This is a genomic window from Vreelandella maris (genome assembly GCF_013371085.1).
In the GTDB taxonomy this organism is placed as follows: domain Bacteria; phylum Pseudomonadota; class Gammaproteobacteria; order Pseudomonadales; family Halomonadaceae; genus Vreelandella; species Vreelandella maris.
In genome coordinates, this window is the sequence record NZ_JABWCV010000018.1 from 1 (window position 1) to 14,777 (window position 14,777).

At 47.8% G+C, this 14,777-nt stretch carries 13 protein-coding genes; all 13 read right to left on the bottom strand.

Features of this window, described 5'->3' with window-relative positions; all coding sequences use genetic code 11:
• Positions 1-257, bottom strand: a 257-nt coding sequence (locus HUO07_RS14985; protein ID WP_176304224.1) for an FAD-binding oxidoreductase, incomplete at its 3' end; no start/stop codon positions are given.
• A 90-nt stretch (positions 258-347) separates the two neighbouring features.
• Positions 348-1,145, bottom strand: coding sequence for a 3-oxoacyl-ACP reductase FabG (gene fabG, locus HUO07_RS14990; protein ID WP_176304225.1), 798 nt, complete (start codon positions 1,143-1,145; stop codon positions 348-350).
• A 3-nt stretch (positions 1,146-1,148) separates the two neighbouring features.
• Entirely contained in the window at positions 1,149-1,853 is a 705-nt protein-coding gene (locus tag HUO07_RS14995; protein WP_176304226.1) for an ABC transporter ATP-binding protein, read from the bottom strand.
• Positions 1,837-3,672 carry a branched-chain amino acid ABC transporter ATP-binding protein/permease gene (locus tag HUO07_RS15000; RefSeq protein WP_176304227.1) on the bottom strand — a complete coding sequence of 612 codons (1,836 nt, stop codon included), beginning with the start codon at positions 3,670-3,672 and terminating at the stop codon, positions 1,837-1,839. The genes HUO07_RS14995 and HUO07_RS15000 overlap by 17 nt, the downstream gene beginning before the upstream one ends.
• A gap of 31 nt (positions 3,673-3,703) precedes the next feature.
• A complete protein-coding gene (locus HUO07_RS15005; protein WP_113271313.1) occupies positions 3,704-4,585 on the bottom strand; it encodes a branched-chain amino acid ABC transporter permease in 882 nt (293 codons plus the stop codon).
• 18 nt (positions 4,586-4,603) lie between these two features.
• A complete protein-coding gene (locus tag HUO07_RS15010) occupies positions 4,604-5,827 on the bottom strand; it encodes an ABC transporter substrate-binding protein (RefSeq protein WP_113271318.1) in 1,224 nt (407 codons plus the stop codon).
• Between the two features lie 100 nt (positions 5,828-5,927).
• Positions 5,928-7,100: an iron-containing alcohol dehydrogenase gene (locus tag HUO07_RS15015; RefSeq protein ID WP_113271317.1), complete on the bottom strand. Its 1,173-nt coding sequence runs from the start codon at positions 7,098-7,100 to the stop codon at positions 5,928-5,930.
• 44 nt (positions 7,101-7,144) lie between these two features.
• Positions 7,145-7,849 carry an ABC transporter ATP-binding protein gene (locus HUO07_RS15020; protein WP_176304226.1) on the bottom strand — a complete coding sequence of 235 codons (705 nt, stop codon included), beginning with the start codon at positions 7,847-7,849 and terminating at the stop codon, positions 7,145-7,147.
• A complete protein-coding gene (locus tag HUO07_RS15025; RefSeq protein ID WP_176304227.1) occupies positions 7,833-9,668 on the bottom strand; it encodes a branched-chain amino acid ABC transporter ATP-binding protein/permease in 1,836 nt (611 codons plus the stop codon). The genes HUO07_RS15020 and HUO07_RS15025 overlap by 17 nt, the downstream gene beginning before the upstream one ends.
• A gap of 31 nt (positions 9,669-9,699) precedes the next feature.
• Positions 9,700-10,581, bottom strand: a complete 882-nt coding sequence (locus HUO07_RS15030; RefSeq protein WP_113271313.1) for a branched-chain amino acid ABC transporter permease — start codon at positions 10,579-10,581, stop codon at positions 9,700-9,702.
• 18 nt (positions 10,582-10,599) lie between these two features.
• Positions 10,600-11,823 (bottom strand): ABC transporter substrate-binding protein, encoded by a 1,224-nt coding sequence (locus tag HUO07_RS15035; RefSeq protein ID WP_113271292.1) that lies wholly within the window; start codon positions 11,821-11,823, stop codon positions 10,600-10,602.
• Positions 11,824-12,015: 192 nt separating this feature from the next.
• A complete protein-coding gene (locus tag HUO07_RS15040; protein WP_217908917.1) occupies positions 12,016-13,020 on the bottom strand; it encodes an NAD(P)H-quinone oxidoreductase in 1,005 nt (334 codons plus the stop codon).
• A 139-nt stretch (positions 13,021-13,159) separates the two neighbouring features.
• Entirely contained in the window at positions 13,160-14,758 is a 1,599-nt protein-coding gene (locus tag HUO07_RS15045; RefSeq protein ID WP_176304228.1) for a GMC family oxidoreductase, read from the bottom strand.
• Between the last annotated feature and the right edge of the window lie 19 nt (positions 14,759-14,777).

Below are 14,777 nucleotides of genomic sequence, written 5' to 3' on the forward strand. Positions count from 1 at the left end.
AATACAATGCCCCGGTGGGAGGTTTGCGCGGCTAGTCGGGTCAGGCGTTCAAGGTCTTCGGCATGCTTGGGGTAGACCGCCGCCTGGGGCAGGCGCTGGTAAATCGAGTTATCCGTCGCCAACACCGTACGGTTGGCGTAATCGGGCGCGATTTCGCCTTCAAATCCAGCAGATTTAAGTGCCTCCAGGAAGCTCAGATAGGGAGCAGCGAGAGTTATAACCGGGTTAGCCGTGGCCGTATCTAATCTTGCGATCATGGTATCTCAAAGAAAAAAGCCCAGCCTAAAGCTGGGCAAGAGAAAACAAGACGTTGCAGCAGCTTGCACAATGTCATCGAAAGAGAGTCATTACGTCATGTAAAGCCCACCGGCTACGTCGATAGTTTGGCCAGTGATAAAGGTAGACTCATCCGATGTCAGATAGAGTGCTAAATCCGCTACTTCGGCCGGTTTTCCCAGCCGCCCTAAAGGTGTCAATCGCACTTGCTCATCATTGATAACGCTATTCACGGCTAGAACCATAGGCGTTTCAATCCGACCAGGCGCAATCGCATTCACACGGATGCCATGCGGCCCCAACTCTGCAGCTAAATGCTTGGTAAAACCGATAATTGCCGACTTAGTTGCAGCATAATGGCACGCTACTACCGGTGAATACGTCTTACCGGCGACAGAAGACATATTGACGATATAGCCACACCGGCCTCGACGCATACCTTCTCCAACGGCTCGGATGGTATTGAAAGCCCCGGTCAAATTAATGCCCACTACATGATTCCATTCTTCCGGGGCCATATCGCATATAGAGGAAGGAAGGCCTTCATGTTTCGGAGATATCCCTGCGTTATTGATCACGGTATCGACGGAAGCACCAAAGTAAGCTTCTGCCTCTCTCACACCACGTTCAACTGCAGCGTAATCAGAAACATCGCACGCAAGCGCGAAAGCATTTCCCCTTTCCATTAACCTGATAGCATCACAAACCTCTTGGGCACTGGTTGCTGACCAATCTATGACAGATACGTTAGCACCCCGTGATGCAAAGCCCAGGGCGATTGCCCTGCCAATACCGGCACCTCCACCAGTGACGATAACATGTCGACCAGCATGGCTAGGACGATAGCGTGAAGAAGTATCAAGAGTCATAAATTAAATCCCCAGGTATGCTTTTCGAATATGGTCATCGCCCATCAGCTCTTGAGCCTGGCCATTCATTACGATCTTGCCGTTCTCAATCACGTAAGCCCTATCCGCGACCTTAAGTGTCTGGTTCACGTTCTGCTCAACGATCAGTACCGTGGTGCCGCTTTTAGCAATCTGCTTAACCACCTCAAATACTTGTGACACCACAATCGGCGCTAAGCCTAAGGAGGGTTCATCAAACATCAGCAGTTTGGGACAGGCCATCATGCCGCGGGCAATGGCCACCATCTGCTGCTCCCCTCCTGACAAAGATTCTGCTCGCTGCTGAAGGCGCTCCTTCACACGGGGAAATAGCGTCAGTACTTCCTCAAGTCGCTGGTTGTACTGGGATTTAGCCGCCGTCCGATAGGCACCCATCTGAATATTTTCGAGCACACTCATTTCCGAAAAGAGCTGACGTGCTTCTGGGATCAGCGTAATCCCGCGGTCAACCACCTGATGGGCAGGTAAGTGAGTAATGTCTTCCCCCTCGAAAGTGATACTTCCAGAGGTAGTCTCAATCAAACCAGAAACCGTTCTCAAGGTGGTGGTTTTACCAGCACCGTTACCTCCTACGATGGTAACGACTTCCCCCTCTTTTACCTCTAGGGACAGATCATGCAGGATCGTGGTAGCACCGTATCCTGATGTCACATTATTCAGTTGAAGCATCGGTTACCTCCTTGCCCAGATAGGCTTCAATAACCGCCTCGTTCTTGACCACTTCCTCAGGCTCGCCTTGCGCGAGGATTTCACCAGAGCTAATAACGATCACACGATCCGAAAGCTCCATGACGGCTTGCATGACATGCTCAATGGCAATAATACTAATACCGCTATCGCGAATTATTTTAATTAATTCAATGGCTTCACGAAGATCTGCAGGATTGATCCCCGCCATCACTTCATCTAACAGTAGGATGCGTGGCCGCATTGCCATGACACGAGCCACCTCAAGACGCTTAAGACCGCCAATGGGAAGATTTCTAGCTTCCTCATCCAAAAACCGAGATAGACCAAGCTCATAGGCAATTTCACGCGCCACCTTACGACTCTCTTCGACAGAGCGGAAACGATAGAAGGCACCCACCATAATGTTCTCTTCCACCGTCATGGCCGCAAAGGGCTGAACGATCTGAAAGGTCCGACCAACCCCACTTCTAGCAAAGGCTCCTGGCGTTTTCGGGGAAATGAAATGGCCGTTTTCATCAAGCACTTCAACCGAACCAGAATCAGCACTCAAGAAGCCAGAAATCATATTAAAGACGGTCGTCTTGCCAGCACCGTTGGGGCCGATGATGCCTAGCACTTCTCCTTTATGCAGATTGAAGGAGACATCGTTGGTCACATGCAAACCGCCAAAATGTTTATCGAGGTGTTGGACCTTGAGCACCACTTCACCCACCGGGGCACGCTCGGATTTCTTAACGTCATTCAAGGGAACGTGATGGGTGCTTTTCTCGTCACGAGCGTCTACGTGGCGCCCTTTAGAGGTCGGCAAATAGCGCTGGAAGATGCTCATGATGCCGTCCGGCATGAACAGTACAACCAGAATTAGCACGACACCATAAACAAAACCATGAAGCCCAATGGCGCTTGAACCCAGCCAGCCCCGCGCTAGTTCCGTGATGGGCACCAGTAGAATCGTGCCATAGAGAGGACCAAAAACAGTGCCTAGCCCACCCACGAGAGCAAACAGAACGATCTGTATAGAAAACGTCAAATTGAAGGCTGATTCAGGTTCGATATACGTTAAGTAAGAGCCATGAAAGGTACCCAGCATGGCTGTCAATCCTGCCGAAATAGCTGCCGCATAAAGACGAACATGTACTGTCCGGATGGCAGCCCCCCTGGCAGCCGATTCACGCTCACGCGTCGCCACCAATTGAAAACCTAATTTGCTGCGACGAATTGCCCAGGAAACGGCTAGTACCAACGACATCAAACCGAAGACGATTACCAAAGAAGGCAGCCGTTCCGAAAAGACCATAGTGCTCCAACCAAGCTCTAGTGGAACCATTACGCCATTAGCACCACCGGTCAAACCGACCCAGTTCAGTGAAATAACGTGAAAAACTTCCAGGAAAGCGATGGACGCTAAAGCATAGAAAGGACCATGCAGTTTAAAGCAGGGGTAACTGATAGCCACTGCCACTCCCGCGGCCAGAACAGCCCCGACAAACATGCTGATCCAGGGGGAAACCCCAGCGTTGAGCATCAGCATGCCCGTATAAGCCCCAATGCCATAATAGATCGCATGTCCTAGGGAGAGCTGACCCGCATAGCCACCAACGATATTCCAGGCGGTCGAAAGCCCCGCAAACAAACAGATGGTAATAAAGATATGGTAGATATAATCATCGCCGACCATGATCGGGATGACTATCAGACTGGCTAACGTAACGAACAGTAGTACTTTTTTGTTAAGAAGCTGTTGTATAACGCTTCCGGTGCCCCTCACCGATGTCAGGGATGCTGTCTTATTGTTCATGAAACTTACTCCGGTGATGCCACAATGCCTCTCAAGACACGTGTGCCAGTTTTCTGGCATTGCCGAACAACCCTGAAGGACGGAAGATTAGCACCAACAGAAAGATGCCAAATACAGCCACATCCTTCAGTGATGAACCTAGGTAGAAACCAGCAAAGGCATCCACTAGGCCAATAATCAAAGCGGCATAAAAAGCCCCGGCGATGCTTCCTAATCCCCCCATAACGACAATGACGAAAGCAATCAGAACGAAGCTTTGTCCCGTTTGTGCATTGACAGGGTATAGGGGAGAAAGAAGAACGGCAGCGATGCCAACACAAGCGATACCGATACCAAATGTCACCATATTGATACGTGACACGTTAATGCCCATCAGCTGTGCAGCATTTCGGTTTTGTGCCGTCGCGCGGATTGCACGGCCCATTTGCGTTTTCGTTAGGAAAAGGTGAAGCCCCCCTACCATGAAGATCGAGCAAAGCATAATAACAACTTGCCCAGTCAATACAGTGGCGGCGCCCAAGCCTAACGTTTCTCGCAAACCGCTCGATGGGGTATTGAAGTTATTAGAGCCAGCAAGCATCAACACTAGGTTTATCATTGCGATGGATAAACCAACCGTCGCAAATATCTGTATATGTTCATCCGAATCTTTTAATGGCTCAATAAGGTATTTTTGGACGACGATACCTAATAAGAACAATAAAGGAACAACAAATACCAGTGTTAGATACGGATGAATACCAAGATAAGTTGTAATGATGTAAGTCAACATCATCCCAATCATCATAAATTCGCCATGGGCAAAGTTGATAACTTTTGTTATACCAAAGATCAGCGTCAAGCCGACGCTGACCATGGCATAAAGGCTACCAAGCATTAACCCATTAATGACTAAGCTAAAAAGCAAATCCATTTGGGTAACCTCAAAATATTATTGATGCGTCCGAATATCAGCTACGCTGGCCTCTTCGGGATAGACCGTCACCAACTCTCCGTCCTGCCACTGCATTCCCATCATAATGGCGCGTTCGTTTTGGTTGTTTTCACCAAACTTAATGCCAATACCGGCAGCAGTGGTACCAACAGGAATATCAATACCCGTCATCGCATCTCGGATCGTAGTGGCAGACAAGTCACTGGCTTGATCAAGCTCGCTCAGAATTGCATGTCCCCCGACATAGTTCATCAGGGAATGTCCGGACCGAGGTGACTCGCCAAACCTTTCCACATAAGCATCTACAAACTCTTCAACACCAGGAGCAAAATCAGGATTAATCGCAAATTGGGTAAAATCTACATCATAAACGCCATCAATGACCTCATGGCCTACGGCATTAGCTGTTGGCGTCATCGAGTATCCACCACCAGCCCCAATAATTGCTTTGGGTTGATAACCTCGCTCATTAGCTTGGCGGAGGAACAGAACAGAATCGTCCTGATAGGACGTTTGAAGAACGATATCGACTTCATTGTCTTGTAAAGAAAGTACAATAGAAGACATATCCACAGTTGATGCAGGATAATGTTCTTCCATGACGATATTGAGCCCCTCCTGCTCGGCAAAGGTACGCTGATGCTTGGCTACCGACGAACCATAGTTGGAATCCTCATGGATAATCCCGATACGAAGCTCAGAGGGAGCGATACCCAGCTCAGGAGCAATCGATTCCACCAGCATATTAATGATGGTTTCAGCAAAATTAGAGGCTGCAGGATTAGTACGAAAGACGTAGCTTAGGTCACGCTCTGTTACATCATCTGCTACTGCTCCGAGTTCAAAATAAGGTACCTGGCTGAGCTGGGCCACTTGACTAGCAGCAATAGCACGAGCAGAAGAAAAAGTGCCAAATATGGCCTTTACCTCTTCTTGAGAGATCAAACGGCGCGCTTCACCGATGGCTTGGTTGTTATCCACGGCGTCACCTGTTTCAAGTACTACAGTCTCGCCTTGTACGCCGCCATTCTCGTTAATCTGATCGACTGCCAGTTCGAGACCGCGATAGCTTTCTTCACCAAGCAAGGCGAGTCCACCGCTCAATGGATAAAGAGCTCCAATTTTGACGTCAGCCACAGCTTGTGTCGCTAAACCACCGATTGCTGTGGCAAGTACCAGACTACCTAGAGTCACAGTTTTGAAATTGTTTTTTTTCAACATACACACCTCTAATTAAAAATTATTTTTTATATTACACACTTTAGCTCGCATAAAAATAGTGTTTGCAACCTCCTTAGCAGTAAAATCCTGCTCATAATAATTATAAGTTCGAAGTTTCACCATTATATGATTTCAATATAATATTCCGGATATCGTTACTACTAGTCTCTCTTGGATTCACAAGAACATTGCCACTACGCATTGAATCATTGACCATGCTGTCTAGATATTGCAAATCCACACCTAATTCTTTTGTAGCAGAAGGAATATTTAGTGACGCATTCATGTCAGAAACGGCTTTAATGGCTTTATATCCCGCCTCAATAGAATCAAGCCCAGATACATCCTGCCCCATAGCAACAGCTATATCCTTAAACAGATCGGGACATGCCTTAAGGTTATATCTCATGACATAAGGCAAAAGAGTAGCGTTAGCAAGACCATGAGGAATATTAAATATTCCTCCAAACGTATGGGAAATAGCATGGACATTGCCAAGTCTAGATTGAGAAAATGCTATTCCAGACATGAGGGATGCAATTAGTAATTCTTCTCGAGCATAAAGATCACTCCCATTTTCATAGCTAGAAACTAGACTTTCTGAAATCATCCTGATGGATTGTATCGCCAAACCTTTACTAATAGGGTTTGCTTGTTTAGACACATAGGACTCTATCCCATGTGTCAGTGCATCCATACCTGTAGCCGCAGTAATGGAGGGGGGTAGACCTACTACAAGTTCAGGATCAAGAATAGCAAACTTAGGATATAAGTATGGGCTGATAACAGAAACTTTAAAGTGGTTCTTTTTATCAGTGATAACTGTTGCTGGTGTACATTCACTCCCAGTACCCGCCGTAGTAGGAACGGCGAATAATGGTAAAGGAGGATTCTTTAGTTTACCCACTCCCTCATAATCCAGCACATTACCAGGGTTAGTGGCCATGGCTGCTGCTGCCTTAGCTACATCTAGACTGCTGCCTCCCCCTACACCTAATACAGCATCGAACTTCTCTGCAAGCAGAATATTAACAGCTTCCGTAAGCACATCTGTGCTGGGGTTGGGCTCTACATCACTGTAAACAGAAAAATCAACACCACTTTTACTCATCACTTTCATTATAGTTGCAAAAAGATCGGCGTTCCTGACACCCGGATCCGTTACTATCAAGAGCTTCTTGACTTCAACATCTTTAAAGGAATCTAAAAGACTCCAGATTGCCCCCCTGCCACTGCATACTGTAGTAGGAAATCCAAATGTGAATGATGTCATGTATTACTCCTTGGCAAATTGCTACTTCCGCTAGAGGAAATCTTTCAAATCCCCAGGTATGCCTTTCGAATATGGTCATCGCCCATCAGCTCTTGAGCCTGGCCATTCATTACGATCTTGCCGTTCTCAATCACGTAAGCCCTATCCGCGACCTTAAGTGTCTGGTTCACGTTCTGCTCAACGATCAGTACCGTGGTGCCGCTTTTAGCAATCTGCTTAACCACCTCAAATACTTGTGACACCACAATCGGCGCTAAGCCTAAGGAGGGTTCATCAAACATCAGCAGTTTGGGACAGGCCATCATGCCGCGGGCAATGGCCACCATCTGCTGCTCCCCTCCTGACAAAGATTCTGCTCGCTGCTGAAGGCGCTCCTTCACACGGGGAAATAGCGTCAGTACTTCCTCAAGTCGCTGGTTGTACTGGGATTTAGCCGCCGTCCGATAGGCACCCATCTGAATATTTTCGAGCACACTCATTTCCGAAAAGAGCTGACGTGCTTCTGGGATCAGCGTAATCCCGCGGTCAACCACCTGATGGGCAGGTAAGTGAGTAATGTCTTCCCCCTCGAAAGTGATACTTCCAGAGGTAGTCTCAATCAAACCAGAAACCGTTCTCAAGGTGGTGGTTTTACCAGCACCGTTACCTCCTACGATGGTAACGACTTCCCCCTCTTTTACCTCTAGGGACAGATCATGCAGGATCGTGGTAGCACCGTATCCTGATGTCACATTATTCAGTTGAAGCATCGGTTACCTCCTTGCCCAGATAGGCTTCAATAACCGCCTCGTTCTTGACCACTTCCTCAGGCTCGCCTTGCGCGAGGATTTCACCAGAGCTAATAACGATCACACGATCCGAAAGCTCCATGACGGCTTGCATGACATGCTCAATGGCAATAATACTAATACCGCTATCGCGAATTATTTTAATTAATTCAATGGCTTCACGAAGATCTGCAGGATTGATCCCCGCCATCACTTCATCTAACAGTAGGATGCGTGGCCGCATTGCCATGACACGAGCCACCTCAAGACGCTTAAGACCGCCAATGGGAAGATTTCTAGCTTCCTCATCCAAAAACCGAGATAGACCAAGCTCATAGGCAATTTCACGCGCCACCTTACGACTCTCTTCGACAGAGCGGAAACGATAGAAGGCACCCACCATAATGTTCTCTTCCACCGTCATGGCCGCAAAGGGCTGAACGATCTGAAAGGTCCGACCAACCCCACTTCTAGCAAAGGCTCCTGGCGTTTTCGGGGAAATGAAATGGCCGTTTTCATCAAGCACTTCAACCGAACCAGAATCAGCACTCAAGAAGCCAGAAATCATATTAAAGACGGTCGTCTTGCCAGCACCGTTGGGGCCGATGATGCCTAGCACTTCTCCTTTATGCAGATTGAAGGAGACATCGTTGGTCACATGCAAACCGCCAAAATGTTTATCGAGGTGTTGGACCTTGAGCACCACTTCACCCACCGGGGCACGCTCGGATTTCTTAACGTCATTCAAGGGAACGTGATGGGTGCTTTTCTCGTCACGAGCGTCTACGTGGCGCCCTTTAGAGGTCGGCAAATAGCGCTGGAAGATGCTCATGATGCCGTCCGGCATGAACAGTACAACCAGAATTAGCACGACACCATAAACAAAACCATGAAGCCCAATGGCGCTTGAACCCAGCCAGCCCCGCGCTAGTTCCGTGATGGGCACCAGTAGAATCGTGCCATAGAGAGGACCAAAAACAGTGCCTAGCCCACCCACGAGAGCAAACAGAACGATCTGTATAGAAAACGTCAAATTGAAGGCTGATTCAGGTTCGATATACGTTAAGTAAGAGCCATGAAAGGTACCCAGCATGGCTGTCAATCCTGCCGAAATAGCTGCCGCATAAAGACGAACATGTACTGTCCGGATGGCAGCCCCCCTGGCAGCCGATTCACGCTCACGCGTCGCCACCAATTGAAAACCTAATTTGCTGCGACGAATTGCCCAGGAAACGGCTAGTACCAACGACATCAAACCGAAGACGATTACCAAAGAAGGCAGCCGTTCCGAAAAGACCATAGTGCTCCAACCAAGCTCTAGTGGAACCATTACGCCATTAGCACCACCGGTCAAACCGACCCAGTTCAGTGAAATAACGTGAAAAACTTCCAGGAAAGCGATGGACGCTAAAGCATAGAAAGGACCATGCAGTTTAAAGCAGGGGTAACTGATAGCCACTGCCACTCCCGCGGCCAGAACAGCCCCGACAAACATGCTGATCCAGGGGGAAACCCCAGCGTTGAGCATCAGCATGCCCGTATAAGCCCCAATGCCATAATAGATCGCATGTCCTAGGGAGAGCTGACCCGCATAGCCACCAACGATATTCCAGGCGGTCGAAAGCCCCGCAAACAAACAGATGGTAATAAAGATATGGTAGATATAATCATCGCCGACCATGATCGGGATGACTATCAGACTGGCTAACGTAACGAACAGTAGTACTTTTTTGTTAAGAAGCTGTTGTATAACGCTTCCGGTGCCCCTCACCGATGTCAGGGATGCTGTCTTATTGTTCATGAAACTTACTCCGGTGATGCCACAATGCCTCTCAAGACACGTGTGCCAGTTTTCTGGCATTGCCGAACAACCCTGAAGGACGGAAGATTAGCACCAACAGAAAGATGCCAAATACAGCCACATCCTTCAGTGATGAACCTAGGTAGAAACCAGCAAAGGCATCCACTAGGCCAATAATCAAAGCGGCATAAAAAGCCCCGGCGATGCTTCCTAATCCCCCCATAACGACAATGACGAAAGCAATCAGAACGAAGCTTTGTCCCGTTTGTGCATTGACAGGGTATAGGGGAGAAAGAAGAACGGCAGCGATGCCAACACAAGCGATACCGATACCAAATGTCACCATATTGATACGTGACACGTTAATGCCCATCAGCTGTGCAGCATTTCGGTTTTGTGCCGTCGCGCGGATTGCACGGCCCATTTGCGTTTTCGTTAGGAAAAGGTGAAGCCCCCCTACCATGAAGATCGAGCAAAGCATAATAACAACTTGCCCAGTCAATACAGTGGCGGCGCCCAAGCCTAACGTTTCTCGCAAACCGCTCGATGGGGTATTGAAGTTATTAGAGCCAGCAAGCATCAACACTAGGTTTATCATTGCGATGGATAAACCAACCGTCGCAAATATCTGTATATGTTCATCCGAATCTTTTAATGGCTCAATAAGGTATTTTTGGACGACGATACCTAATAAGAACAATAAAGGAACAACAAATACCAGTGTTAGATACGGATGAATACCAAGATAAGTTGTAATGATGTAAGTCAACATCATCCCAATCATCATAAATTCGCCATGGGCAAAGTTGATAACTTTTGTTATACCAAAGATCAGCGTCAAGCCGACGCTGACCATGGCATAAAGGCTACCAAGCATTAACCCATTAATGACTAAGCTAAAAAGCAAATCCATTTGGGTAACCTCAAAATATTATTGATGCGTCCGAATATCAGCTACGCTGGCCTCTTCGGGATAGACCGTCACCAACTCTCCGTCCTGCCACTGCATTCCCATCATACTGGCGCGTTCGTTTTGGTTGTTCTCCCCAATCTTAATACCCATACCAGCTGCTGTTTCCCCATCTGGTACGTCCATTGCCAGCACGGCTTTCTTGATCTCATCGGCTGAGAACCCATTACCCGCGTCTATGGCACGAAGCAGCTCCAGCGCACCAGCATAGTTAATCAAGGAATGGCCCGAGCGAGGTGCTTCCTCGTATTTTTCTTCATACGCGGCCTGGAAATCTTCGATACCAGGCGCAAAATCGGGGTTAACGTTATATTGAGTAAAATCAACATCAAAGACACCATCAATGACATCGTGACCCACTGCTTCAGCTGTCGGCGTCATTGAGTAACCACCGCCGCCACCGATGATTGCCTTAGGTTGATAGTCGCGCTCATTAGCTTGGCGGAGGAACAGAACCGAATCATCCTGGTAGGATGTTTGCAAGACGACATCGACTTCCTCGTTCTTTAGGGACAGTATTATGGAGGACATATCCACGATTGATGCCGGATAGTGTTCCTCCATTACGATATTGAGTCCTTCCTGCTCAGCAAAGGTACGCTGGTGCTTCGCGACTGACGACCCGTAGTTAGAATCTTCATGGATGATACCAATCCGAAGCTCAGCCGGGTCAACCTCCAGTTCGGATGCAATGCTATTGACCAACATATCAATAATGGTCTCTGCCATGTGATAGGCAGTAGGGTTAGTACGGAACACATAGCTCAGTCCGCGCTCTGTTACATCATCCGCGACGGCCCCCAGCTCGAAGTAGGGTACTTTGCTCATTTCGGCAACTTGGGAAGCCGCGATTGACCGTGAAGAGGAATAAGTACCAAAAATCGCCTTAACATCTTCTTGAGAGATCAGGCGACGTGCTTCACCAATGGCCTGGTTGTTGTCCACGGCATCGCCTGTTTCAAGTACTACAGTCTCGCCTTGTACGCCGCCATTCTCGTTAATCTGATCGACTGCCAGTTCGAGACCGCGATAGCTTTCTTCACCAAGCAAGGCGAGCCCACCACTTAAAGGATAAAGAGCCCCAAATTTAACCTCAGCCATTGCAGAGGTAGAAATACTGCCCAGCACCACTGTAGCAATGACACTACTAATGGCAGTACGACGCAATTTATGATTATATTTCATGGCCTAATACTCCTAATTATTAATAATATAGCGTATTAACTATTTTTATAGCGCTACTGTATTCCAAGAATCTTTAATTAAGGCATGCGCCTCAGGCACATAGTATTTGCAGACAAAAATGCTTTTTCATCAGCGAATTCTTGCAATAATCGTTTTTGGCATATTGCTCTCCTCTGAAAATTACTTCCGTTATTATTCAAAAGTCAGCAAGATTTTGCCGATATGATCAGCATCCATACGGCGGTGTGCTTCACCCACATCCCCGAAAGCAAATGTGGAATCGATCACTGGTAAGCAGTGTCCTTCATTCCATAAAGGCATAACGTGAGATTCGAGCTCCTCGGCAATCTTCTGCTTCTCCTCGATAGAACGAGCTCTCAATGTCGACCCTGTTAACCACAACTTCTTGGCCAGCAAAAGCCAAGCATTGATTGAGGCCTCAGGCCCTTTCATGACGGCGATCTGTACAATACGGCCATGTTCCGCAGCAGCTTCCATATTCCGATTAAGGTAATCACCCCCAACCATGTCAATAATCAAATCGACACCACGATCATTCGTAATTTTCTTTACCTCTTCTACATAATCTTGAGTTTTGTAGTTGATAGCATGGGAAGCTCCCAGTGCGAGGCACTGCTGGCATTTTTCTTCGCTACCCGCCGTAGCGATCACGGTCGCGCCGAAAGCCTTCGCGAGTTGTATGGCTGTTGTACCAATACCTGATGTGCCGCCGTGAACCAGAAACGTTTCGCCCTCCTTGAGGCCGCCACGCTGGAATACATTAGTCCATACGGTGAAAAAGGTTTCAGGAACGGCTGCTGCCTGCGCTAAAGACATTGTCGATGGGACAGGCAAGGCATTCCGCTCGTCCACCACCGCATATTCGGCATAACCACCACTAGCCACAAGTGCCATCACAGCATCACCCGCAGTGTAGCGAGACACCTCATTTCCTGCTTGTATTACCTTCCCACTGATTTCAAGGCCAAGGACATCGGTAGCACCAGGCGGGGGCGGATAGCCTCCCATGCGTTGCATTACATCTGGACGATTGATACCAGCACCTGCCACCTTAACGAGAATTTCACGCGGGCCTGGCACCGGAATATCATCTTCTACAATTCTAAGTACCTCGGGTCCACCTGGTTGAACCGCCGTGACTTGCTTCATCTTTTTTTTCATGGAACCTTGGGACATAAGTCCTCCATTATTATCATGAATAATTAACGTATTTTAGTGATCAAGATCTAAATCCATCTAGATGAAGCGCTTCATTTTCTATTTAAAAGAATTGCTTTCAACTAATTTTTTTCACATGCAAGTACGGTCTTACACATTACGTTAATTCTGCCCTAGCACAAATCAGATCAGCAGCCTTTTCAGCCACCATCATTACTGCTCCTTGAGTGTTTCCTGAAACCATTGACGGCATCACTGAGGCGTCTGCAATTGTCAGCTTTTCTACCCCTCTTACTTGTAAAGAAGGGCTCACGACTGCATCAGCATCGTTACCCATCCTGCAAGTACCTATGGGGTGATAAATCGTCTGCCCATTTTCACGTGCAAACTCTAACCACTGCGCGTCAGTCTGTATTTCGTTACCGGGATTGATTTCATGAGACACAAAGGGCTGCATGGCTGCCTGCTCAACGATTCTCCGTGCCACTTTCATGCCATCTATCAACGTTTGGCAATCCGTTTCCGTAGATAGCATATTGGGTTTTATTAAAGGCGCCATATTTAGATCAGCGCTCTCTATATGAATACTTCCTCTGGATGTCGGACGCAATTGAGTGACTCCAATCGTCATACCAGGCTCTTGATCTAGAACCCGAGTAGCGGCATTTGCGTAACTGGCATGCACAAAGAAAAACTGAACATCAGGCGAAGACAACTGAGGCCGTGTTTTAATGAACCCATGCACCAATCCAGTTCCAAGCGTTAATATCCCCTTACGGCGGGTAAAGTATTTCATTACCTCTTTGGCCAGGCGCACTCCCCGGGACATTTCATTGAGAGTAATAGTATTTCGCACTCGCCAATTCATACGCGTGGCATAGTGGTCAATGTAATTCTCACCAACACCAGCCAATTCAACTTTGGGTTCGATGCCAGCCTTCTTTAATACATTGGAGTTTCCAATGCCAGACAACTCAAGAATTTGAGGGTTCTGTATAGCCCCACCACATAAGATTACTTCACGGCTAGCCGCTACCGTATTGCGCTTACCTTCATGCTCGTATGTAACGCCATTACAACATGCTTCATCAATTTCTAGGCGTATAACTTTACAGCCAGTCAGCACATTTAGATTACTACGTGTCATCGCCGGCTTCAGATAGCCATCCACCACGCTCCACCGCTGGCCATTGCGCTGAGTCACTTGGTAATAACCGAAGCCTTCCTGGTCTGAGTCATTGTAATCCCCGTTAAGCGATTGCCCATCTTCAGCTGCGGCCTTCAAAAACGCATCTGAAATAGGAAAGCGCTCTTTGACTCGCTCTAAGTACATTGGCCCCGTCTTGCCTCGGGCTGCTCCGCCCTCCGTAAAGTTTTCAAGCTTCCTGAAGTATGACTCGACATCTTGCCACCCCCAGCCTAAAGCACCTTGCTTTACCCACTGGTCGTAGTCATCGGGCTGACCACGTACATAGATCATTCCATTGATCAAAGTAGAGCCTCCTAATCCCTTACCACGTGGGATTGATATCACTCGATTATTAGTGACGACCTCTGGGAACGACTCAAACCTCCAGTTATAAGTTTTATTTGTCAATAACTTACTAAATCCAGCCGGAATTTTTATCCAAGGACTTTTAGGGGGCCCGCCCGCTTCTAGCAGCAAAACATTATATTTACCGCACTGCGTCAAGCGGTTTGCCAATATACATCCCGCTGTGCCACCGCCCACTATTACGTAATCATATTTACCCATTGCACCAAACTTCCCGTTG

Bases quoted from the DNA above. Each gene is read 5' to 3' on its own strand.
- fabG (WP_176304225.1), bottom strand. From the start codon at position 1,145: ATGACTCTTGATACTTCTTCACGCTATCGTCCTAGCCATGCTGGTCGA.
- HUO07_RS14995 (WP_176304226.1), bottom strand. From the start codon at position 1,853: ATGCTTCAACTGAATAATGTGACATCAGGATACGGTGCTACCACGATC.
- HUO07_RS15000 (WP_176304227.1), bottom strand. From the start codon at position 3,672: ATGAACAATAAGACAGCATCCCTGACATCGGTGAGGGGCACCGGAAGC.
- HUO07_RS15005 (WP_113271313.1), bottom strand. From the start codon at position 4,585: ATGGATTTGCTTTTTAGCTTAGTCATTAATGGGTTAATGCTTGGTAGC.
- HUO07_RS15010 (WP_113271318.1), bottom strand. From the start codon at position 5,827: ATGTTGAAAAAAAACAATTTCAAAACTGTGACTCTAGGTAGTCTGGTA.
- HUO07_RS15015 (WP_113271317.1), bottom strand. From the start codon at position 7,100: ATGACATCATTCACATTTGGATTTCCTACTACAGTATGCAGTGGCAGG.
- HUO07_RS15020 (WP_176304226.1), bottom strand. From the start codon at position 7,849: ATGCTTCAACTGAATAATGTGACATCAGGATACGGTGCTACCACGATC.
- HUO07_RS15025 (WP_176304227.1), bottom strand. From the start codon at position 9,668: ATGAACAATAAGACAGCATCCCTGACATCGGTGAGGGGCACCGGAAGC.
- HUO07_RS15030 (WP_113271313.1), bottom strand. From the start codon at position 10,581: ATGGATTTGCTTTTTAGCTTAGTCATTAATGGGTTAATGCTTGGTAGC.
- HUO07_RS15035 (WP_113271292.1), bottom strand. From the start codon at position 11,823: ATGAAATATAATCATAAATTGCGTCGTACTGCCATTAGTAGTGTCATT.
- HUO07_RS15040 (WP_217908917.1), bottom strand. From the start codon at position 13,020: ATGTCCCAAGGTTCCATGAAAAAAAAGATGAAGCAAGTCACGGCGGTT.
- HUO07_RS15045 (WP_176304228.1), bottom strand. From the start codon at position 14,758: ATGGGTAAATATGATTACGTAATAGTGGGCGGTGGCACAGCGGGATGT.